The organism is Brevibacterium sp. HMSC08F02 (genome assembly GCF_001807555.1).
Classification (GTDB): domain Bacteria; phylum Actinomycetota; class Actinomycetes; order Actinomycetales; family Brevibacteriaceae; genus Brevibacterium; species Brevibacterium ravenspurgense.
In genome coordinates this window covers 280,007-299,201 of sequence record NZ_KV789361.1, presented here as the reverse complement: position 1 = coordinate 299,201, position 19,195 = coordinate 280,007, and the positions used below count along the sequence as shown (strand labels likewise).

18 protein-coding genes, 2 tRNA genes and 1 other RNA gene are annotated in these 19,195 nt (G+C 61.5%); 10 read left to right on the top strand and 11 right to left on the bottom strand.

The window, feature by feature from the left end:
• Positions 1–41 precede the first annotated feature (41 nt).
• Both HMPREF3172_RS07655 and HMPREF3172_RS07650 read left to right on the top strand, forming a co-directional pair.
• Positions 42–437 carry an HIT family protein gene (locus HMPREF3172_RS07655; RefSeq protein ID WP_070423664.1) on the top strand — a complete coding sequence of 132 codons (396 nt, stop codon included), beginning with the start codon at positions 42–44 and terminating at the stop codon, positions 435–437.
• Positions 430–1,341, top strand: a complete 912-nt coding sequence (locus tag HMPREF3172_RS07650) for an Fpg/Nei family DNA glycosylase (protein WP_070516580.1) — start codon at positions 430–432, stop codon at positions 1,339–1,341. Before HMPREF3172_RS07655 ends, HMPREF3172_RS07650 begins: the two co-directional genes overlap by 8 nt.
• Positions 1,342–1,395: 54 nt before the next feature.
• Here HMPREF3172_RS07650 and HMPREF3172_RS07645 read toward each other — a convergent pair whose 3' ends face one another.
• The 3 genes from HMPREF3172_RS07645 to HMPREF3172_RS07635 all read right to left on the bottom strand — a co-directional run bounded on the left by HMPREF3172_RS07645 (position 1,396) and on the right by HMPREF3172_RS07635 (position 3,498).
• Positions 1,396–2,649: an Nramp family divalent metal transporter gene (locus tag HMPREF3172_RS07645; protein WP_070516578.1), complete on the bottom strand. Its 1,254-nt coding sequence runs from the start codon at positions 2,647–2,649 to the stop codon at positions 1,396–1,398.
• A gap of 254 nt (positions 2,650–2,903) precedes the next feature.
• Positions 2,904–2,977, bottom strand: a tRNA-Val gene (locus HMPREF3172_RS07640).
• Positions 2,978–2,997: 20 nt separating this feature from the next.
• Positions 2,998–3,498, bottom strand: a complete 501-nt coding sequence (locus HMPREF3172_RS07635) for a TetR/AcrR family transcriptional regulator (RefSeq protein WP_070516576.1) — start codon at positions 3,496–3,498, stop codon at positions 2,998–3,000.
• Positions 3,499–3,576: 78 nt separating this feature from the next.
• Here HMPREF3172_RS07635 and HMPREF3172_RS07630 point away from each other — a divergent pair.
• Positions 3,577–3,650, top strand: a tRNA-Pro gene (locus HMPREF3172_RS07630).
• Between the two features lie 127 nt (positions 3,651–3,777).
• Here HMPREF3172_RS07630 and HMPREF3172_RS07625 read toward each other — a convergent pair.
• Positions 3,778–5,307 carry a fatty acyl-CoA synthetase gene (locus HMPREF3172_RS07625; protein WP_070516575.1) on the bottom strand — a complete coding sequence of 510 codons (1,530 nt, stop codon included), beginning with the start codon at positions 5,305–5,307 and terminating at the stop codon, positions 3,778–3,780.
• Positions 5,308–5,390: 83 nt separating this feature from the next.
• Here HMPREF3172_RS07625 and HMPREF3172_RS07620 point away from each other — a divergent pair, with 83 nt between their 5' ends.
• Positions 5,391–6,248 carry a Nif3-like dinuclear metal center hexameric protein gene (locus tag HMPREF3172_RS07620; RefSeq protein WP_070516572.1) on the top strand — a complete coding sequence of 286 codons (858 nt, stop codon included), beginning with the start codon at positions 5,391–5,393 and terminating at the stop codon, positions 6,246–6,248.
• Complete coding sequence (locus HMPREF3172_RS07615; RefSeq protein WP_070516570.1) at positions 6,239–6,946, top strand: CT398-like coiled coil hairpin domain-containing protein; 708 nt, start codon at positions 6,239–6,241, stop codon at positions 6,944–6,946. The genes HMPREF3172_RS07620 and HMPREF3172_RS07615 overlap by 10 nt, the downstream gene beginning before the upstream one ends.
• 30 nt (positions 6,947–6,976) lie before the next feature.
• On the opposite strand, the gene HMPREF3172_RS07610 is transcribed toward HMPREF3172_RS07615, so the two are convergent.
• Complete coding sequence (locus HMPREF3172_RS07610; protein WP_019174939.1) at positions 6,977–7,741, bottom strand: YaaA family protein; 765 nt, start codon at positions 7,739–7,741, stop codon at positions 6,977–6,979.
• Positions 7,742–7,783: 42 nt separating this feature from the next.
• Between HMPREF3172_RS07610 and rnpB the strand changes: the two genes are divergently transcribed.
• An RNA gene (gene rnpB / locus HMPREF3172_RS07605) (RNase P RNA component class A) lies at positions 7,784–8,143 on the top strand.
• 35 nt (positions 8,144–8,178) lie between these two features.
• On the opposite strand, the gene ppgK is transcribed toward rnpB, so the two are convergent.
• Both ppgK and map read right to left on the bottom strand, forming a co-directional pair.
• Positions 8,179–9,033, bottom strand: coding sequence for a polyphosphate--glucose phosphotransferase (gene ppgK, locus HMPREF3172_RS07600; protein ID WP_256173302.1), 855 nt, complete (start codon positions 9,031–9,033; stop codon positions 8,179–8,181).
• Positions 9,026–9,922, bottom strand: a complete 897-nt coding sequence (map, locus tag HMPREF3172_RS07595; RefSeq protein WP_019174941.1) for a type I methionyl aminopeptidase — start codon at positions 9,920–9,922, stop codon at positions 9,026–9,028. The genes ppgK and map overlap by 8 nt, the downstream gene beginning before the upstream one ends.
• Positions 9,923–9,969: 47 nt before the next feature.
• On the opposite strand from map, the gene HMPREF3172_RS07590 reads away from it, so the two are divergent.
• The 3 genes from HMPREF3172_RS07590 to HMPREF3172_RS07580 are packed head-to-tail and all read left to right on the top strand — an operon-like array spanning position 9,970 to position 14,503.
• Complete coding sequence (locus HMPREF3172_RS07590; RefSeq protein WP_062021537.1) at positions 9,970–10,152, top strand: hypothetical protein; 183 nt, start codon at positions 9,970–9,972, stop codon at positions 10,150–10,152.
• Positions 10,153–10,157: 5 nt separating this feature from the next.
• Positions 10,158–11,492: a glutamine synthetase family protein gene (locus HMPREF3172_RS07585; RefSeq protein WP_026022744.1), complete on the top strand. Its 1,335-nt coding sequence runs from the start codon at positions 10,158–10,160 to the stop codon at positions 11,490–11,492.
• Positions 11,489–14,503, top strand: a complete 3,015-nt coding sequence (locus HMPREF3172_RS07580; RefSeq protein WP_070516566.1) for a bifunctional [glutamine synthetase] adenylyltransferase/[glutamine synthetase]-adenylyl-L-tyrosine phosphorylase — start codon at positions 11,489–11,491, stop codon at positions 14,501–14,503. Before HMPREF3172_RS07585 ends, HMPREF3172_RS07580 begins: the two co-directional genes overlap by 4 nt.
• Positions 14,504–14,587: 84 nt before the next feature.
• Here HMPREF3172_RS07580 and glnA read toward each other — a convergent pair whose 3' ends face one another.
• On the bottom strand, positions 14,588–16,012 hold the full coding sequence (gene glnA, locus HMPREF3172_RS07575) for a type I glutamate--ammonia ligase (RefSeq protein WP_019174945.1): 1,425 nt from the start codon (positions 16,010–16,012) through the stop codon (positions 14,588–14,590).
• 79 nt (positions 16,013–16,091) lie between these two features.
• Here glnA and HMPREF3172_RS07570 point away from each other — a divergent pair, with 79 nt between their 5' ends.
• Positions 16,092–16,526: an RDD family protein gene (locus HMPREF3172_RS07570; RefSeq protein WP_070516655.1), complete on the top strand. Its 435-nt coding sequence runs from the start codon at positions 16,092–16,094 to the stop codon at positions 16,524–16,526.
• 170 nt (positions 16,527–16,696) lie between these two features.
• On the opposite strand, the gene HMPREF3172_RS07565 is transcribed toward HMPREF3172_RS07570, so the two are convergent.
• Genes HMPREF3172_RS07565 through lipB form a run of 3 tightly spaced genes read right to left on the bottom strand, consistent with a single transcriptional unit; the run spans position 16,697 to position 19,182 of the window.
• The gene (locus HMPREF3172_RS07565; RefSeq protein ID WP_070428290.1) at positions 16,697–17,437 is read right to left on the bottom strand and encodes a DUF4191 domain-containing protein; all 741 of its coding nucleotides are present in this window, start codon (positions 17,435–17,437) and stop codon (positions 16,697–16,699) included.
• A gap of 45 nt (positions 17,438–17,482) precedes the next feature.
• Entirely contained in the window at positions 17,483–18,526 is a 1,044-nt protein-coding gene (gene lipA, locus HMPREF3172_RS07560; RefSeq protein WP_019174948.1) for a lipoyl synthase, read from the bottom strand.
• A 20-nt stretch (positions 18,527–18,546) separates the two neighbouring features.
• On the bottom strand, positions 18,547–19,182 hold the full coding sequence (lipB, locus tag HMPREF3172_RS07555) for a lipoyl(octanoyl) transferase LipB (RefSeq protein ID WP_070516564.1): 636 nt from the start codon (positions 19,180–19,182) through the stop codon (positions 18,547–18,549).
• Positions 19,183–19,195: the final 13 nt, after the last annotated feature.

Genomic DNA, 19,195 nt, shown 5'->3' with positions numbered 1-19,195 from the left:
TAGGGTGGTGACGAACCTGTCGTTCTTCCCAAGGAGGGGTTATGGCGTCCATCTTCACGAAAATCCTCGACGGTGACATTCCCGGCACGTTCGTCTACGAAGACGACCGCTGTGCTGCCTTTATGGACATCACGCCGATGACTGACGGACACGTGCTCGTCATCCCGCGCGAAGAGATTGACCACTGGCTCGACATGCCGGAAGAGCTCACCTCCCACCTCATGGCGGTTGCCCAGAAGATCGGCAAGGCGCAGAAGAAGGCGTTCTCCTGTGAGCGCGTCGGCGTGATGATCCAGGGCTTTGAAGTTCCGCACGTGCACATTCACGTGTGGCCCACGAACTCGATCGACGACTTCCGCCTGGACAACAAGCACGGTTCGACCGAGGCCGAAGACATCGCGGAAGCTGCCGAGAAGATCAAGGCCGCGCTTGCCTGAGGGCCATTCGATTCACCGCATTGCCCGCCGATTCAACGCTGATTTCGGCGGGCGTGCGGTGACTGCGTCTTCACCCCAGGGACGCTTTTCCGACGGTGCCGCGCTCATCAGCGGCAGTGAGCTGGGGGAATGCTATGCCGTTGGCAAGCACCTGTTCCTGCCTTTCGAGGGTGAGCGTACTGTGCGGGTCCACCTGGGGATCTACGGTGCCTGGGATTTTCTGTACGCTGCCGGCGCCTCTGACCGTGCCGGGCAGACGGGGGAGTATTCAGGGTCGCTGGGGGCACCTCGGCGGGTGCGTGCCGGTGAAGTCGAAAAGGCGGAGGAGCTCGACGCTGTGTGGCCGCCCGAGCCGGTCGGCCAGGTGCGTCTGCGCCTGCTGACTGAGGACGTCTGCGCTGATCTGCGCGGCCCGATGGTGTGCGAAGTTCTCGCTCCTCACGAGGTGGAGGCCCAGTTGGCTTCTCTCGGCCCGGATCCGCTGGTCGACGGAAACGCACGAGGTGGCCGCAGGTTTGCTGAGAATGTGCGCCGGCGCCGTCCGATTGGCAGTCTGCTCATGGACCAGTCTGTTATTGCCGGGATCGGCAATGTGTACAGGGCTGAGATGCTGTTCCGGGCTGGACTCAGCCCGTTCAAACCCGGCACCGAGCTCACGGATGCCGAGGTTGCCGCGCTGTGGCGCGACTGGGTTCGTCTGCTGCCCGTCGGTGTTGAAACGGGTGTCATGCTCACCCGCACGAGACTGCGAGGCGCTAGTCGGCAGCGCGCCGTGGATGACAGTGAATTCCGCCATTTTGTCTATGGCCGCACAGGGCTGCCGTGTCGCGTGTGCAGAACTCCCGTCGCGATGACAGAAATGGAGGGGCGCAAACTCTACTGGTGCCCCGAGTGCCAGAAGTGACGAGGCTGGACACGGCTCGTACCGTACCCAACCCCGCCTGTGACAGAGATTCGATCAGCCGGGCAGCAGCCCCAGAAGGTCAGCCAGCTGGTAGCTGCCGATCCCTATGACAATCAGAGTCACTGCACCGCCGAAGATATTGGCCCATACACCGTTTGCATGTTCGCCGACGACTTTCTTGCTGTTCATTGTCACCAGCAGGAAGATGGCGATGATCGGCAGGAGCAGGCCGTTGGCCGCGTGCGCAATGACGATGAGCTGAATCGGCTCAAAGCCGGTCAGCGCGATGACTGCACCGACGGCGAGCACCGCGATCCACACTGCGCGGAACAGCGGGCTTTTCATATCTGTGCTCTTGCCGAGCATCCCCGTAATGGCATAAGCCGCTCCGAGCGGACCGGCGAGGGCGGACGTGAAGCCGGCCGCAAACAGGCCGAGTGCGAACACCCATGTGGAAGCTTCTCCCAGAAGCGGCTCGAGCGATACCGCGAGGTCCTCAGCCGTTTCTGCGCTCATACCGTGGAGGAACAGCGCGCCAAAGGAGGTCGCCATCACCGCCAGAGTGATGAGCCCACCGAACGAAATCGAAGCGACGGTGTCAATGCGGGCTTCTTTCAGCGCTGTCTCCTTTGGAACATTCGCCCAGTTTTCCTGTACGAGGCTGGCGTGGAGGAAGACATTGTAGGGGACCACGGTGGTTCCGATGAGTGCAATTGCAGTCAGCGCGGATCCTGGAGGCATCGAGGGGACGAAGATTCCCTTGAGGATGTCGGCGATTGGAGGTTGAACGACGAAGACGGCGATGACGAACAGGACAGCAAGGATGACCACCATCACCATGAGAACCCGCTCGATGATCTTGTAGCTGCCGGTGATGAGCAGGGCGAAGATCGCGATGATGATTGCACTGACAATGATCCTGAGGTCTACTGGCGCAACCGCTGAAACGGCCAACGATGTGCCTGTTGTGTCACCGCCGGCATAGGCAGCCCCGCCGATTCCGATTGCAGCGACGACGAGCACGATCATCAGCGTTCTCAGGACGGGGTTCTCTAATGCACGCCGCATAGCTTCGCCGAGCCCGAGTCCTGCGCCGAGGCCGAGTCTGACCGACATCTCCTGCAGAACAAGGGTGGCGATGATCGAAAAGACGACAGACCACGCGAGTGTGAAGCCGAAGTCTGCGCCGGTGACGATTGCTGTGGTGATTGTTCCGGGGCCGATGAACGAAGCCGCGATCATAAGACCGGGGCCGAACAGCGCTCCCGTGCGCTTCTTTTTGACTGTATTTGTTGAAGAGGGGTTCACAGGGTACTCCTCTCGGCCCGGGGAGGCTCCCCGAAAGAGTGACCGTGAACACAACGGTAGTGATCTAAGCAGCCGACGCTGGGATGTTTTCCTGTGTATTGCCTGAACGACATGGCATGGCTTCTGGCCGTGCTCCAATCAAGAACGCCGGTTCTGGTCAGAAATGACCCACAAATGACCCGTTAGCAGCTGAAGCGGGCACAAAGAAAACCGGGACCCGCACGAATTCGCGGATCCCGACTTTCTTGTAGCGGTGGGCCCAGAGGGACTCGAACCCCCGACCCTCTCGGTGTAAACGAGATGCTCTAGCCAACTGAGCTATAGGCCCTGACCTGGATAAGGATACAGTCAGTCGGCGTTCCTGCCAATTCGGGTCAGAGCGGCGGCAAGAGCCGCCCGGCTGTCAGCCGGTCCTGCCGTCGAATCGAACAGGGAGCGGTTCTGCTCAAAGGCGACCGTCCCACAGGTGAGGACAACAGAAGAATGGCGCTCCGCCTCGTCAGCGATCTGGGTTCGGACAGCGGTGGGCAGAACAGAATCACCCGAATGGGCGTAGGCGAGCGAAAAGATGTCCGCGCCATCGCGGTAGCGCAGAAGAACATCGTGCATGTGCAGCAGGATTTCGGTCGGGGCTAGGTCTGTGCCGTCCCCGAGGGCCTCATCAATTTCACCGGCGATGCGCCGGGCAACAAGGACGAAGATCTCCTGTTTGTTCTTAACGTGCCAGTACAGAGCAGAGGGCCCAACACCGAGATCGCGAGCAAGTCTGCGCATAGATAGGTCACCCATGCCGTAGTCAGTGAGAATTGCGACCGCGGCATCGGCAATGCGGTGAACAGACAAGCTCATGGGGTCCATCATGGCAGGTCGAAGACGCGATTTCGCAATCAGCCCACGGTGGGCTATAGTTGTCCCCGTTGCCAATCACGGGATATGGCGCAGTTTGGTAGCGCGCCTCGTTCGGGACGAGGAGGTCGTGGGTTCAAATCCCGCTATCCCGACAGACACAAACCCGCTCATCGACTTAAGCGTCGAGAGCGGGTTTTCTCATTGCCTTCAACAGATGCGGGCCCCCAAACAGATGCGGAGATGCCCTTTCTGGACATTCCCGCATCTGTCTGTGTCAGGTCAGGCGTGCGTGCCTTCGCGCAGTGAGCGCTTGAGGATCTTGCCCGCCGAGTTCTTCGGCAGAGCGTCTACGAAGTGCACGGTCTTGGGAACCTTGAAGCCTGCGAGCTTGCCCTTGACGTACTCGATGACGGCTTCTTCCGTCAGGCTTTCGCGGCCGGCGTCGGTGAGGACGACGTAGGCGGTGATCGCCTCGATCCACTTTTCATCCGGCATGCCGACAACCGAGACTTCTTCCACGCCGTCCATCGAGAAAATGGCGTCTTCGACTTCGCGGCTGGCCACGAGAACACCACCGGTGTTGATGACGTCCTTCACACGGTCCACAACCGTGATGTAGCCCTCTTCGTCAGCCACAACGAGGTCACCGGAGTGGAACCATCCGCCCACGAAGGCCTCAGCGGTCTTTTCCGGCTTGTTCCAGTAGCCTTCGGCCAGCTGGGGTGAGCGGTAGAGGATTTCGCCGCGCTGGCCGACTTCGACGTCGTTGCCGTCGAGGTCGACAATTCGGGTCTCCACGAACAGCGCTGGGCGGCCTGCTGAGGCCGGGCGGTCGGCGTGCTCTTCAGGACGCAGAACGGTGCACAGCGGGCCCATTTCGGACTGGCCGAAGCAGTTGTACAGGCCGAGCTCCGGCAGCTGCTTCTGCAGGCGCTCAACAATCGGGCCGGGCATGATGGATGCGCCGTAGTAGGCCTTCTTGAGCGACGAAAGGTCGCGCGTGGTGAAGTCCGGGTTATTGGTCAGCGCAACCCACACGGTCGGGGCGGCGAAGAACGCGGTGATGCGCTCCTTTTCGATGAGCTCGAGCAGCTGCTGCGGAACAGGTGTGGGCACGATGATGCTGTATGCGCCGCGCATGAGGGCGGGAATCAGCAGCACGTGCATCTGAGCCGAGTGGTACAGCGGCAGAGCGTGGACGAAACGGTCAGAGCTGGTGATGTCCAGGGATGTCAGAACCGACAGGTACTGGTGCATGAGGCTGCGGTGCGTCATGACAGCACCCTTGGGCGACGACGTGGTTCCCGAGGTGTAGAGCAGCTGCACGCGGTCGGTGTCGACAGGGGAGAACTCGCCATCGCGAGCCGGGCCGTCGACTTTCAGTGCCGGTTCTACGAGGCTTTCCATGAGCATGCGCTCACGCTTTTGTCCGGCTTCGGTTTCCTCGATGAACGGCATGAGGGCTTCTTCGGCCAGGATCAGCTTGGGGTCCGAGTCCGACAGGATGTAGTCGAGTTCGTCCTTCGTCAGCTGGTAGTTGACCGGCACGTGGATGAGTCCGGCGCGTGCACAGGCCAAGAAGACGATGGCGAAGATGTCCGAGTTCTTGCTGTAGGCGGCTACGCGGTCGCCTTTTTCAAGGCCGTGCTCAACAAAAAAGTGGGCGATGTTGGTCACTGCCTGGTCGAGCTGACTGTACGTCCAGGTGCGGTCCTGGAAGACGATGGCGGTGTCCTTGGGGGAGCGCGCGGCGCTGCGCTTGACGATGTCTCCGATGACGGAGCGATTCTCTTCTGTGAGTTGTGTCATAGATGAATCGTGGCATAGTTCAAACGATCATTCAATTTTCTTGGGGTGTCTTTTTCGTCGGCTCAATGCGCTAGTTTGAAGGCATGACGAATGTGCGCGATGTAATGAACGTCTGTGAACAGCTCTGGCCGAACAACCTCGCGGAAGACTGGGATTCCGTTGGTTTGGCGGTAGGCGACCCAGAAGCCCCCGTGACTCACGCGCACTGCGCGCTGGACCCATCGGATGAAGTCATCGCAGAAGCCGTTGAGCTCGGTGCGGACTTCCTCTTCACCCACCACCCGCTGCTGCTGCGCGGCGTGACATCAGTCGCTGCCGACACGCTGAAGGGCGGTGCCGTACACACGCTGATCCGGTCTGGCGTCGCACAGTTCAATGCCCACACGAACGCAGACTCTGCTCTTGGCGGGGTGTCCGATGTCCTCGCGGAGATCCTGCAGCTGCGGGAAGTCGAACCCCTTGTGCAGAACCCCGATGCCGAGGCGGGGGTCGGCCTGGGACGGGTCGGCACCGTGGAACCGACGACAGTTGAGGACATTGCCGTCCGCCTGGCACAGGGAGTTGACCTGTCTGTCCGGGGCATCGCCATCGGAGGCGACCCCGGTGCGGAAGTCACGCGTGTTGCCGTTCTAGGAGGAGCGGGTGACTCCATGTTCGATGCGGCACGCAAGGCGGAAGCCCAGCTGTACATCACCTCGGACCTTCGCCATCACCCCGCATCGGAAGCCCTCGATATGGGTTCCCGGGGAGGCCCGCTTGAGCACCTCATCGACATTTCGCACTATTCGGCCGAATCGGCGTGGATCCCGCGCGCGGCCGAACAGCTCGACGAAGCCCTGCGGGCAGGCGGACACAGTGTTGAAGTGACTGTGTCCGGTGTCTGCTCTGACCCGTGGACAGCAGTCGTTCTTCCCGACTCCGAGGAGTGGCAGTGGAACTGAGCACACAGCAGCACGCGGCCGCGCTCGACTACGCATCACTGAGCGCGCAGATTCGTCGCAATCGCACCGAGGCAAAACAAGAAGAGCGCGTGGCGCGCCTGCAGGAACTGGCCGGTGAACACAAAGCGCTTGCCGCGAAAGCCACAGAGCTGCGCGCCGAAATCGAGGGTCATCAGAAAGAAGCGCGCACGGCCGCTGCGCAAGCTGCCGATGGGCGGTCAAAAGCCGAAAGCATGGAGGCGAAGCTCAATGCCGGAGTCGGCCTGACAAGCCGGGACCTCGTTGCACTGCAGGCGGACATCGAGTCTGTGCGTACTGCTGTCGGCCACGCGGAAGACAGAGAACTGCAGGCTCTTGACAGCGCCGAATCTGCCGAATCCCAGCTGCAGAAGCTGCGCGCACGTGCCGAAGAGGTCGCTGCGGAAGGAAAAGCCGAAGGTCAGCGCAGGCAGGAAGAAGCGGCTCGCTTGGACGGCGAGCACGCGCAGCTGGTAGAACAGACCACGGCCAAACTCGCCGAGCTTCCGGCTGAGGCAGCGTCGATCATCCGCTCATCCGGTATCGGAGTTCTCGCGGCAGGAGCCTGTGGAGCCTGTGGTGCAGCTTTGTCCGGAGTGCAGGCTGATGCGGTGCGCAATGCCGAGCGCACCTGGGCGTTTCAGTGCGAGGACTGCGAAGGCCTCATCGTTCAGGCCTGAAAGCGCAGAAGCATCAAGCCCGCTGCCCTGTCAGGCGTCAGGCAGTACGACCGTCAGCACTGCCGACTGTTTACCGCGGGGCGGGGCGTATTCGACCTCGAACTGTTCGGCAACAGCGTCAGCAATGGCTTCCGGTGAAGACGGCATCGGTTCACTGCGCTGCAGCAGGTGGGACGCAACCAGGCCGCGCGTGTGCTTAGCCCAGTGGGACACGGTTGTGCGCTTGCCGGCAACCTCTTTGACGACATTGACAGCCACGGTGTTTTCAGGAATGCCCGGCCACGGCCTGCGGTAGTCGCCCGACCGGCAGTCGAGCACCGGCGCATCTCCGAAGTGCTCGGCCAACGGTTCCCCCAGCGCCTCCTTCCACAGTTTCGCCAGTGGTCCCAGATCACCCAGTGAGGTCTTCATCGACAGTCGATAGGCAGGGATGTGATCAAGTGCGCCGACCATGCCGAAAAGCGCTGAGGCAATGAACACCCGCTCGACCCGTTCGCGTGGGGCCTGCAGCACAGCGGAAACATCGAGTGCCTCAAACAGGACACCCGTATAGACCGTCAGAGCCTGTGCCGTCGGTTCCGTGTCTAGATCAATGTTGCGCGCCACCTCGCCGGCAATGCGCTCACCTACACCCAACTGAACAAGGGCATCCGGCGCGGCGCTGACTTTCTGCAGCTCGGCAAGCACCTCACGCCTCGTTTCATTGAGTTCCGGTAAGGACAGAGACGACAGGTCGACAGGCGCTCCGTCTTGCGCCGGTGTTTTGCCTTCGGACGGCGGCAGAAGAATGAACATGATGCTCATTCTAAAAGCCCGCACATATACACTTGGCCGAGGACAGGCCACCAGACGGTCGCGTTCGGGCCTCGTGCCCGGCCGAGGAAAGTCCGGGCTCCGCAGAGCGCGGTGGTGGCTAACAGCCACCCGGGGAAACCCGCGGGAAAGTGCCGCAGAAAGCTAAACCGCCAGCGTGCTGGTAAGGGTGAAAAGGTGGTGTAAGAGACCACCAGGGCCCGCGGTGACGCGGGCCGCTGGGTAAACCCCACCGGGAGCAAGATCGTGCAGACGGCTATACGGCTGCTCGTCGTGCCGTCGGGTGGATTGCTTGAGGCCTGCAGCAATGCAGGTCCTAGACAGATGACCGTCGCCCAGGCTTCCGCCTGGGAACAGAACCCGGCTTATCGGTGGCCTGTCCCTACACAAGCTGGCGCCGGGACTCAGCGCTGTAATGTTCAGCGACCGATGCTTTCAGCAACGTCAGCACCGTGGACCGCCGCGCCGATGATCCCTGAGTCATTGAACATTGCCGCCGGGACAGCGGGCGTCTGAAGGTCGAGCAGGTGAAGCCAGTCGGCATGATCCTGCGAAATGCCCCCGCCGAAGATGAACGCGTCGGGGTTGATGAGCTTTTCCATTTCCCTGCAGTACCGGCTGAGCTTCGCAGCCCACGTAGGGTAGTCCATGCCCAACCGCACCTTTGCGCTTGCGGATGCGCTGAGCTCTGCGTCTTCGCCGCCTATCTCAACGTGGCCGAGTTCGGTGAACGGCACGAGCCTGCCGCGGGTAAACAGCGCCGAACCGATGCCGGTTCCCAGGGTGAGCATGAGAACAGTCCTGTCGTGCCATTCGCGACCAGCGCCGAAGGTCATTTCGGCAATGCCGGCGGCATCAGCGTCATTGAGAAAAACACACGGACGGCCAAGGGCTGCCCCAATGGTCTGCTCAATATTCGCTCCAAGCCATGAATCGTCAAGATTGAACGCGAAGGTGACAACGCCGTTCTTGACCACCCCGGGGAATGCGACCCCGGCGGGGACAGGGGGAGTCAGCGGCGCCTCGTACCCGGATTCTGGTGACGAGGTGCCGCCCGGCTGCTGTGCAAGCACCTCGGATGCCGCACCGCGGACTGCATTCATGAGAGTTTCGGGAGTGGCGGGATGTGGCGTCGGCACAACGACACGGTCGCCGATGATCCGGCCGCGTTCGAGGTCGACCAGCCCGGCCTTGATGGACGAGCCGCCGATGTCAATGCCCAAAGCACAGGAGTGTGCTCCTGCCGAACCGCGCAGCTCGCCGCGATCAGTCACGGCCGGCCACGAGTTCGACATCGGGAAGCGTGAGGATGTCCGCGCCGTCCTCTGTCACCACGAGGGTGTGCTCGAACTGGGCTGAGCGGCGACGGTCGGCAGTCACAATCGTCCAGCCGTCATCCCACTGTTCCCAGTTGATGGTGCCCAGATTGAGCATCGGCTCGATTGTGAAGATCATGCCCGGCTGGATTTCGTCCGCGTAGTTCGGAGCGGCGTCATAGTGGGGGATGATGAGCCCGGAGTGGAATTCGCGCCCGACCCCGTGACCGGTGTAGTCGCGAACAACTCCGTAGCCGAAGCGCTTCGCGTACTTTTCGATGACGCGGCCGATGATGTTGATAGAACGGCCCGGCTTGACGGCCTTGATGCCGCGCATGAGCGATTCGTGGGTCCTCTCCACCAGCAGGCGGGACTCTTCGTCGACATTGCCGGCCACGAACGTGAAGTTTGTGTCCCCGTGCATGCCGTTCTTGTAGGCGGTGACATCAAGGTTCACGATGTCACCGTCCTGAATCACGGTGGAGTCGGGGATGCCGTGGCAGACGACCTCGTTGATCGATGTGCACACCGACTTGGTGAAGCCCCGGTAGTCAAGAGTCGACGGGTAGGCGCCGTGGTCCAGCAGGTATTCGTGGACGACAACGTCGATTTCGTCCGTCGTGCGGCCGGGCTCAACGAGCTTGCCGCCCTCGGCCATGGCGTTCGCGGCGATGCGGCCCGATTCGCGGACCAGCTCGATTTCTTCAGGCGTGTAGAAATTGCTGCCGCGACCTTCGTTCGGTTCGGCCTTGCCGACGTATTCGGGACGTTCGATGTGGGCTGGAACGGAGCGCATGGGCGCCACGGTTCCCTTTGTGAGAGTTCCAAGCGGAGCAGAATTCGTCATGATGACATCATTGTAGACAGCTAGAGTTGTGCACAGGGAGGTGCGCTATGTCGTACGAAGAAGAGAAATACTGGTTCAACACCAAGACCGGCAAAGTTGAAAAGGGACGGAAGAGCTCCTTTGAGAACCGGCTGGGCCCCTATGACAGCGAAGCCGAAGCTCAGGCGGCACTCGCAACAGCCAGCGAGCGCAATCGCGAATGGGAAGAAGACGACGAGGACTGGCGCTGATGGGGCTGACCAAACAGCAGGAAGCGGTTCTGCGCGATGTCGATGACCGTGACGTGCGGTTTGTGCGTCTGTGGTTTCCCGACATCATGGGCCGCTTGAAGTCCGTTGCGATTGTTCCCGACGAACTTGAGGGAGCTTTCACCGAGGGCATCGGCTTTGACGGTTCGGCACTCGAAGGCTTTTCCCGGGTCATCGAAGACGACATGGTTCTGCGCCCAGACTCGTCGACGTATTCGCTCCTGCCATGGCGAGGCGAGGTCGAGCCAACCGGTCGGATGTTCTGCGATGTGCTGACTCCCGATGGTGAACCTGCCGCTTCTTATCCGCGCAATATTCTGGCCCGCACCCTGGCGAAAGCGCGCGAGCGCGGCTTCACCTTCATCGTGCACCCGGAAATGGAGTTCTACCTGTTCCGTTCGGCCGAACTGGACGGCAAACCTCCTGTTCCGGTCGACAACGCCGGATACTTCGATCACGTCAACGGCGGCACTGCGAACGATTTCCGGCGCAGTGCAGTGCAGATGTTGGAATCCATGGGCATTTCCGTCGAGTTCTCGCATCACGAAGCCGGTCCGGGACAGAACGAAATCGATCTGCGCTATGCGGACGCGATGACTATGGCCGACAACGTCATGACCTTCAAAGCGGTAGTCAAAGAGGTTGCGATTTCCCAGGGCGTGCACGCCACGTTCATGCCCAAGCCCCTGGCCGAGCATCCGGGCAACGGGATGCACACGCACCTGTCGCTGTTCGAAGGTGAAGACAACGCGTTCTTTGAGGCCGGCGCCGAATACCAGCTGTCGACCACCGGCCGGCAGTTCGCGGCAGGCCTGCTGCACCACGCCCCTGAGATCGCTGCGGTCACCAACCAGTACGTCAACTCCTACAAGCGCCTGTGGACCGGGCACGAAGCCCCGTCCTACATCAGCTGGGGTCGCACGGGCACTGCACTTGTACGGGTGCCGCAGTACAAGTCCGGCAAGGAATCGTCTGCTCGGATCGAGTACCGCGGCATGGACTCCTGCGCCAATCCCTACCTGGCCTACTCGGTGCTGCTGGCCGCGGGACTGAAAGGCATTGAGGAGGGCATGGAATTGCCTCCGGAAGTCGAAGACGACGTGTGGGATCTCAGCCGACGCGAGCGCAGCGCCATGGGCATTGAACCGCTGCCTGCGAGCCTGTCGGAAGCTCTGCGCTGCATGGAGAACAGCGAACTCGTCGCTGACACTCTGGGCGAAGAGGTATTCGACTTCTACCTGCGTGACAAAGCGAGGGAATGGAGAGACTACCGCGCGCAGGTGACCGCCTATGAACTCGATGGGCTCTACACCCAAACATGATTCGCAGGTTAGATCTGAGCAGGCGGCAGGACCCAACACGCAACCAGCGCGGTAAATTCGACTCGCGCTTTGAGCGCTTCCTTGGCCAGTTCTGCGAACTGACCGGTTTGGAAGGGTACGAATCGGCGATTAGGGAATTCGCCCGTTTCACCGGTGACCCCGGTTCCGTTTCCCTCGGTTTGGTCCGCGTCGCTGAGGCGGCAGCGGCAGCCGAGGTCGACCTCGGTGGGCTCGTGCAGGATTCTCAGCATCTGCTCGACCGACTTGTTCGGTTGGCCGGGAGTTCTGAGGCCTGCATTGACCACATTGTGCGGTGGCCTGAGTCGCTGCGGCTGCTGGCCGAAGACGAAGACTTCCTGCGCTCAAAGCGCAGGAGAAAGGTGCGTAAGCGCATTGCCCGTTCGGTGTACGACGCCGACGGTCAGCTGCTCTCAATCGAAGACGGTCGAACCGCCCTGCGCCGAGCGTACCGGGACGAACTCATCCAGCTGACAGCCGCAGACCTCGGCAGTCACGAACCGACCGCAGACTTCGACACTGTCAGCCGGACCCTGACAGAAATGGCTGAGGGTGCCCTCATGGCGGCACACGACCTCGCCGCGGGGGATTCAATACCCGACGGGTGCGCTGAACTTGCTGTTATCGCCATGGGCAAATGCGGTGCCCGCGAACTCAACTACGTATCCGATGTTGACGTGGTCTTCGCCTTCAGCCCGGAAACCACAGCGGACGGCGAACAGGCAGAACGCGCCCGCAGCTGCGCCTCGGCAGCGGCCCTGCAGATCATCGACCTCATTTCGGCTGCTGGAGCAGAACCCGCCCTGTGGGAAGTCGACGCAGCTCTTCGGCCGGAGGGCAAAGCGGGAGCACTTGTGCGCACTGTCGACGAGTTTGCAGGCTATTACAGCGACATCGCAGAAAACTGGGAGTTCCAGGCTCTTTTCAAAGCCCGTCCCGTCGCCGGATCCGAAGAACTCGGACAGCAGTGGGCCGAAGCGTGTCTGCCGCAGGTGTGGACCGCCGCCCACCGGGACGACTTCATCCCGAAAGTACGGGCTATGCGACGCAGAGTTGTCGATCTCATCGACCGTGATGAAGCCGACCGGCAGCTGAAACTGGGGCCCGGCGGGCTCCGCGATGTCGAATTCTCCGCCCAGCTGCTTCAGCTGGTGCACGGAACGGAAGTCCACGACATCCGCGAACCGAACACCCTCGAGGCCCTGCGCAGCCTTGAACGGGGCGGCTATTTGTCTGGGGACGATGCCGCGCTGATGGAAGAGGCCTACTCATTCTTGCGGGTTGTCGAACACCGCCTGCAGATTCCGCGCATGCGCCGTGCTGCAGTTCTGCCTGACAAACCAGAAGCACTCCGCGAACTGGCGCGCATGGTCTACCCGACCGGCGACCGGACAGAAGTACGGCTCAAACGTGAACGCGACGACTATTCCCGGCGCGTACGCGCTCTTCACGAACAGATTTTCTACCGTCCGATCCTCGACGCGGCCGTCGGGACCGGCGCAGTGACCTCGCTGCCGGCAAAAGCCGCGGAAAGCCGCCTGCGCGCCTTCGGCTTCGTCGACCCGCACTCAGCCATGCGGCATATCCACGACCTTTCAGCCGGCGTCAGCCGTGCTTCGCGCGTGCATCGACAAGTGCTGCCGGCCATGCTCGGCTGGCTGTCGGAGGGTGTTGATCCAGATGCCGGTCTGCTTGCGTACCGCAGGCTGTCGGAAAAGCTGAGCTCATCAACGTGGTACCTCAAGCTGCTGCGTGACTCCGGGCAGGGCGCAGAAGCGCTTGCCCGGGTGCTGTCGCTGTCGCAGTACGCGGCATCGCACATCATGCACTACCACGGGTCAGTGCGCTGGCTTGCTGATCAGGACATGCTGCATCCGACCCCGCTGGACTCGCTGCGCCAGGAAATGTCTGAACTGGTCGGCAGAGGCAGGGGAGTGGAAGGCGTGCGCGCCGTCTACGGGCGTGAAAAGCTCAGGATCATCCTCGCCGACATTCTCGAGGTCATTCCCCGCAGCGCTGTCCCACAGGCCCTGTCTGACGTGATGAGCACAGCCATTGACGCAGCACTTCTGTCAGTGCGGCGTGACCTGGACACTGAGCACAGAATCTATGACTACGATTTTGCGATCATCGCGATGGGACGCCTGGGCGGCCGCGAGATCGGGGTGTTCTCTGATGCCGACGTGTGCTTTGTCTACCGTCCCGCACACACCATGGGCGATGACGACCGCGAGGCTTTGGCCAAACACGCCCGTCGCGTCGCTCTCGAAGTGACCTCGGCGCTGAAAAGCGCACAGCAGGACCCGGCCATTGAGCTCGATGCCGACCTGCGTCCTGAAGGCCGCAGTGGCCCCTATGTCCGAACGCTTGAGTCCTATCGGCGCTATTACGAAGCGTGGAGCGAACCGTGGGAAGCACAAGCGCTCCTGCGCGCCCGCCCGATAGCCGGTGACAACGACCTCATGAGCGACTACGTCGACATGATCAACCCTTTGCGCTATCCGCAGACTCTGCCGGTGCGCTCCATCATGCAGGTGCGTCGGCTCAAAGCGCGGATGGAAGACGAACGACTCCCGCGCGGTGCTGATCGCCGTCAGCACGTGAAATTGGGAACCGGCGGGCTGAGCGATGTCGAATGGACTGTGCAGCTGCTGCAGCTGCAGCACGCCGCCGAACACCCCGGACTGCGCACAACCTCGACGCTGCCCGCCCTGGCCGCTGCACGCGATGAGGGGCTTGTGTCGGCTTCCGATCACGAGGTGCTGCGGACCGCCTGGTTAATGGCAACGGAAGTACGCAACGCCATCACGCTCTACAGGGGCAAACCCAGCGACAGTCTGCCCAGCGATATCCGCGAACTCGAAGCCGCAGCCAGGCTCATGGGCTATCCGCAGGGAAGCGCGCAGCTGTTGGTCGATGACTATCTGCGGATCACCCGCTGGGCGCGTTCGACAATGGAAGTCATCTTCTACGGAGACGACCCCACCGACTGAGGTACACGCTCAGCTGGACCAGCTCCGACTGACAAAACGCGAATGGCCCGGCAGATGCCGGGCCATTCACATCACAGGCGACGATCAGAGATCAAAGTAGAGTTCGAAGTCCGTCGGCGTCGGACGCAGACGTGCAACGTCGATTTCGTTTTCGTACTTGTAGTTGATCCAGGTTTCGATGAGGTCCTGGGTAAAGACATCGCCTTCCATGAGGAACTCGTGGTCTTCCGCGAGAGCTTCGAGGGCACCTTCGAGCGAGTTCGGAACCATCTTGATGTTCTCGGTTTCTTCCGGCGGGAGCTCGTAGAGGTCCTTGTCGATCGGCTCCGGCGGTTCGATGCGGTTCTTGATTCCGTCGAGGCCGGCCATGAGCTGAGCGGAGAAGGACAGGTACGGGTTGCCCGATGGGTCAGGTGCGCGGAACTCCAGGCGCTTGGCCTTCGGCGACGTACCGGTGATCGGAATGCGGATGGCAGCCGAACGGTTGCGAGCCGAGTAGACCAGGTTGATCGGCGCCTCGAAACCGCGAACTAGACGACGGTAGGAGTTCATGGTCGGGTTGGTGAATGCAAGAACAGCGCCGGCGTGCTCAATGAGGCCGCCGATGTACCAGCGCGCAAGGTCCGATAGGCCCGCGTATCCGGTTTCGTCGTAGAACAGCGGCTTGCCGTCCTTCCACAGCGACTGGTGGCAGTGCATACCCGCACCGGCATCGCCCAGAAGCGGGCGCGGCATGAACGTGGCGGTCTTGTTGTTGGCCGCAGCAACGTTCTTGATGACGTACTTGAAGTCCAGCAGCTGGTCGCCGGCCTTCTGCAGGGTGTCGAACTTGTAGTTGATCTCCTGCTGGCCAGCCGTCGCGGTTTCGTGGTGAGCACGCTCCATTTCGAAGCCGATCTGCTCAAGCGTCAGCGACATTTCGTCGCGGATGTCCGCGAACTTATCGCGCGGGGGAACGGGGAAGTAGCCGCTGGTGTAGGGCGTCTTGTAGCCGAGGTTGTGGCCGTCTTCAGCAGCCCCGGTGTTCCACGCGGCTTCCAGGGAGTCGATCTCGTAGAAGCTGGTACGGGCTGAATTGTCGTAGCGGATTGAGTCGAAGAGGTAGAACTCGGCTTCGGCGCCGATGAAGGCAGTGTCGGCGATGCCGGTCGACTTCAGGTACGCCTCGGCCTTTGCCGCTACCTGGCGGGGGTCACGCGAGTACGGTTCGTTCGTGAACGGATCCACAATCGAGTGGATGACCACGAGGGTTTTCGCCTTGCGGAACGGATCGATGTAAGCGCTCGTCACGTCCGGGATGAGCTTCATGTCGGATTCGTGAATCGACTGGAAGCCGCGGATGGACGAACCGTCAAAGAGCAGGCCCTCTTCAATCACTTCTTCCGTGTAGGCCTTGCCGGGAAGATTGAAGTGCTGAACTACTCCGGGAAGATCGCAGAATCGGATGTCGACGAAATCGATCTCGTTGTCGCGAATATACGAAACGAGCTCGCTTGCGGTGGAAAACAACTTTTCTCCTGTATTGAGTCGTCGCGACGGTGCGGTACTGGCCGCCGGTGTTTTCATCTTACCGGCTACACTCGTTTCCGTGTTCGACAGAGACAGTTTAGGTTCGTGGCTCCAGGGGCCGAAACTCGAAGAGGGAACCTACGCGGGGCAGCGCCTAGGCCTTCCCGAAACCGGTCCGGGATCAACAGCGTCTTTGATCCGCAGGGTTGGAAGCCTCTTCATCGATTGGGCACTGTGCGCCCTGATTGCTCGCTGGCTGGCGCCTGATTTCATTTTCGCGCCCCACCTGATCTTCGTCATCGAATCCCTGCTGCTGCAGTCGCTGCTGGGCTACACCATCGGTCAGCGGATCTGTGGAGTGCGCATCATCAATCGCCACGGACGCCGACCCAACCCCCTGCGCCTGCTGGTCCGGATTGCACTGCAGCTGCTCATCATCCCCGGTCTTCTGTACAACCCCGACAACCGCGGCCTGCACGACCTCGCGGCCGACACCGCCGTTGTGCGGATCTGACTGACATAGCCGACCACTCGCTCGGGCATGTCGCACAAACTGCTTTGCCTGCCGAGCGATGATCGTTCAGCCGCACGTGCAGCCTGTGGGAAGCCGACGGCAGCCGGTGTGGATTTCTTCAGCAGACAAAAAGCGCCGACCAACGTGGTCGGCGCTTTTGGTGTTTGAGATCAGCGTCCCCGCAGTGCGCGGCGGTTGGGACGTGCGCGGTTGGGATCCATGCCCTTGGGAATCGGCTGGTTCGTCGACATAGTGCCCAGAGCCGCAAGACGCTTGCGCACCTGAAGCACTTCAGCCTTGGTGAGCTTCTTCGGCAGTTTGTACACGGTCGAGACCAGTCGGTTCATGGGAACCTGGTTCTTTCCCTCACCGCCCTGGATGACGTGCACGGGAACGGAAGGCAGAATGCGCTCGTGGCGCTTCTGCTCCTTGGCCAGCAGCTTCGACACACGGCCAGCCGGACCTTCCGAAACCAGCACGACTCCACCTCGGCCGGTGGCGCGGAACACCAGGTCTTTGGTGCGGGGGTCACCGGCGACCGGCTGGTCGTCGGCAAGCCAGCTGCGGCGGACCGTGTTGAGGACCGCGCCGTAAGCGCCGGGCTGGTCCTTCATTTCGGCGAAAGCCGCGGTCTCGGCGTAGCGGCCGAGAATGAAGATCGCCAGCGTCAGACCGCCCAACAGGCCGATGATGGTCCACAGCCACACCGGCGGCAGCAGGAAGAAGCCCACGATGAAGCCGATGCCGCCCAAGCCCAGAATCGCGGCGAGCATAAGCCACGGAACAGCGGGGAAGTGTTTGCGGGCAAGTTTGAAGACCTGACGCATCTGGCCGATGCGACCGGGCTTCGAAGGGTCCTTGGGACGCCGGCGGAAAAGTCCGCGGCGGCGTGGTTCTTCAGTCTGAGACATTCTGCTTTTCTGTTTGCTTGCGAAAAATGATCAACCAATGATGGGTCAGGAGAATTTTACCTCGTCGCCCGGGCCGAAAGTATCCACCACCGCCTGAGCTTCCTGACGGGCGGGAGCTTCGTTGTCAAGGTGAGCCAGGTGAGCGGGGATCTCCTGACCGCGACGGCGCATGGCCTGAGCCCACAGGCGACCGGCACGGTAGGACGAACGGACCAGCGGACCGGACATGACTCCGGCAAAGCCGATTTCTTCGCCGATGTCGCGCAGCTCAACGAAGTCCTGCGGTTTGACCCACCGGTCGATGGGGTGGTGCAGGGCGCTGGGGCGCAGGTACTGCGTGATCGTCAGCAGGTCGCAGCCGGCTTCGTGGAGATCCTTCATCGCTTCGACCACTTCGTCGTTCGTTTCGCCCATGCCCAAGATGAGGTTGGACTTTGTGACCAGGCCGGCCTCGCGGGCCTTCGTGATGACCGACAGCGAGCGCTCGTAGCGGAAACCGGGGCGGATGCGCTTGAAGATGCGCGGCACCGTCTCAATGTTGTGTGCCAGCACTTCGGGACGTGACGAAAAGACCTCGGCCAGCTGGTCATCGTCAGAGTTGAAGTCGGGGATGAGCAGCTCGACACCAGTGCCGTGACCGTCACCGTGGTCGATTTCGTGGATGAGGCGGACCGTTTCCGCGTACAGCCACGCGCCGCCGTCATCAAGGTCATCGCGAGCAACACCCGTGATGGTCGAATAGCGCAGACCCATGGTCTTCACGGACTCAGCGACGCGACGGGGTTCATCAGCGTCGAAGTCAGCGGGTTTGCCGGTGTCGATCTGGCAGAAGTCGCAGCGGCGGGTGCACTGCTCACCGCCGATGAGGAACGTGGCCTCGCGGTCCTCCCAGCATTCAAAGATGTTGGGGCAGCCCGCTTCCTCACACACGGTGTTGAGACCGGCCGTGCGGACAAGCGATTTCAGTTCCGAGAACTCGGGGCCGATCTTGGCTTTCGCTTTGATCCACTTCGGCTTGTCTTCAATGGGAGTCTGCGAATTGCGAGCTTCCACTCGCAGCAGCTTGCGTCCTTCCGGGGCGATTGTCATGTCCTGGCCTTTCGTGGGGATCAGGCGGTGATGTGCTTGTCCAGCAGCTCCAGCAGGCGCGGTGCAGCCTGTTCCGGAGTTGTTTGGGTGCCGGTTTCGATGGAAATGCTAGTGGTCGCGGCGTCAGGAATGCCGCAGGGGACGATGTTTTCAAAGCCGGCGAGCTCGTTCGAGCAGTTCAAAGCCAGGCCGTGCATCGACACGCCGTTGTGAATGCGGATGCCGATCGCGAGGATCTTCCTGTCCGGTCCCGGGCCCTCGGTGATCCACACACCGGATCGACCCTCAACCTGCTGCGCGGTGATTCCGTACTCGGCGAGCAGTTCGATTCCCGCTTTTTCGATTTGGTCGACGAAAAGGCGGACCTCTTTTTGGTCATTCAGGCGGTAGATGGGGTAGATGACCAGCTGCCCCGGACCGTGCCAGGTGATCTTTCCGCCTCGGTCGATGTCGATGACTTCCGTGCCGTCGCGGGGGCGTTCGTGGTCTTCAGTGCGTTTGCCCGCTGTGTAGACGGGGGAGTGTTCCAGCACGAGGAAAGTGGAGTTCTTCTTGCCGTCGACAACATCAGCGTGCGTCCGCCTTTGGACTTCCAGCGCTTCTCTGTAGTCAACGAATTCGGGTGCAAAACCCAGGTGTTCGATGTCCCAAGCCATTCCATGACCATAT

What these genes read in the sequence shown, in the direction of transcription:
- HMPREF3172_RS07655 (WP_070423664.1), top strand. Translation starts at nt 42, where the DNA reads ATGGCGTCCATCTTCACGAAAATCCTCGACGGTGACATTCCCGGCACG.
- HMPREF3172_RS07635 (WP_070516576.1), bottom strand. Translation starts at nt 3,498, where the DNA reads ATGAGCTTGTCTGTTCACCGCATTGCCGATGCCGCGGTCGCAATTCTC.
- HMPREF3172_RS07625 (WP_070516575.1), bottom strand. Translation starts at nt 5,307, where the DNA reads ATGACACAACTCACAGAAGAGAATCGCTCCGTCATCGGAGACATCGTC.
- HMPREF3172_RS07620 (WP_070516572.1), top strand. Translation starts at nt 5,391, where the DNA reads ATGACGAATGTGCGCGATGTAATGAACGTCTGTGAACAGCTCTGGCCG.
- HMPREF3172_RS07610 (WP_019174939.1), bottom strand. Translation starts at nt 7,741, where the DNA reads ATGTTCATTCTTCTGCCGCCGTCCGAAGGCAAAACACCGGCGCAAGAC.
- map (WP_019174941.1), bottom strand. Translation starts at nt 9,922, where the DNA reads ATGACGAATTCTGCTCCGCTTGGAACTCTCACAAAGGGAACCGTGGCG.
- HMPREF3172_RS07590 (WP_062021537.1), top strand. Translation starts at nt 9,970, where the DNA reads ATGTCGTACGAAGAAGAGAAATACTGGTTCAACACCAAGACCGGCAAA.
- HMPREF3172_RS07580 (WP_070516566.1), top strand. Translation starts at nt 11,489, where the DNA reads ATGATTCGCAGGTTAGATCTGAGCAGGCGGCAGGACCCAACACGCAAC.
- HMPREF3172_RS07565 (WP_070428290.1), bottom strand. Translation starts at nt 17,437, where the DNA reads ATGTCTCAGACTGAAGAACCACGCCGCCGCGGACTTTTCCGCCGGCGT.
- lipA (WP_019174948.1), bottom strand. Translation starts at nt 18,526, where the DNA reads ATGACAATCGCCCCGGAAGGACGCAAGCTGCTGCGAGTGGAAGCTCGC.
- lipB (WP_070516564.1), bottom strand. Translation starts at nt 19,182, where the DNA reads ATGGCTTGGGACATCGAACACCTGGGTTTTGCACCCGAATTCGTTGAC.